At 37.5% G+C, this 1,301-nt stretch carries 1 protein-coding gene and 1 pseudogene; both read right to left on the reverse strand.

Features of this window, described 5'->3' with window-relative positions; all coding sequences use genetic code 11:
* A pseudogene (locus DMP16_RS11250) lies at positions 1-236 on the reverse strand (4-demethylwyosine synthase TYW1); the annotation flags it as partial.
* Positions 237-267: 31 nt separating this feature from the next.
* Positions 268-1,301, reverse strand: a 1,034-nt coding sequence (locus DMP16_RS09940) for an amidase family protein (protein WP_143577194.1), incomplete at its 5' end; no start/stop codon positions are given.

A 1,301-nucleotide genomic window follows, 5' to 3' on the forward strand; every position in this document is an offset into this window, starting at 1 on the left:
TGGATACACCTAAACCAGCACCATGCAGCTGTAGGTGTCATTTGTACACATCTGTGACTTTCTATCCCGTAAAACTTTCCCTTATAGCAGGACCTATTCGTTACTAGTGATTCATGAGTCCAATGGCATTTTTTATATGCACTATGCGTCCCGACTATGTGGTATTTCTCTTTCTTCAACTCCTTGTAAATTTCGCTTAGGGTGTCAATTCTAATATTGCTTTGCATTGCTAATATCAGTTTACTTAACCATGTTAAGATTAAAAATTTAAGCACTTATAGTCGCGGTTAAGTCATATAGTTTTGTTACGTTCTTCTCTATATAAGACGCTATCTCAATTATCTCTAAATCAGATAAATATTTTCCCATAATTTGCAACCCTATAGGTAGGTTATTGTAGAATCCAGCTGGCATCGATAATGCCGGTATGGCCGATAAATTAGCTATCACTGTATTAATATCCATAGCATACATTTTCACTGGGTCATTTATTACCTCACCTATCTTTGGAGGGAGGATGGGCATTGTAGGCGATATTAAAATGTCATATTTTTCAAAAAGACTATCAATACTCTTTTTGATTAAATTTCTTACTTTTAAAGCTTTAATATAAAATTCCTCATAATAACCCGCACTAAGTATGAAACTACCTAACAATATTCTTCTCTTGACCTCGAGGCCAAATCCCTCACCTCTATTTTTAGCATAGACTTCTTTCCATGTACCTTCCATATACTTACTAAATCCATACCTTACACCATCATATCTAGCTAAATTAGAACTAGCCTCTGACATTGCTATAATGTAGTACGCTGGCAAGGCGTATTCAGCATAACCAAGCTTAGTATCCTCTACTATAGCGCCTTCATCACTCATTTTGTTTAAAATATCTTTTATGGCTGAGACAATAACCTTATCAGAAGCTTCTACAATATCACTTAGCACACCTATTTTCAGTTTTTTGATGTTCTTTTCATCAAAAGTATTTAAAGGATTAAACTCTATGGTAGTAGAATCTTTATCATCTGGCCCGGCTATTATAGAATAGAGTATTCCTAAATCTTCAGCGTTTTTAGCCATAGGCCCTATCTGTTCCAGGCTGTTCGCATAAGCCACTAAACCGTACCTACTGACTGTTCCATATGAAGGCTTTAAGCCAAAACTAGCTGTATAAGCTGCAGGTGCTCTTATAGATCCTCCCGTATCGCTTCCTAATGCTAAATCGACGTAGCCAGCAGCCAGTGCCGCCCCACTTCCTCCAGATGATCCGCCGGGGGTTCTATCTAAATCCCATGGATTCC

It is taken from the genome of Sulfolobus sp. B1, from assembly GCF_007050195.1.
GTDB lineage: Archaea > Thermoproteota > Thermoprotei_A > Sulfolobales > Sulfolobaceae > Saccharolobus.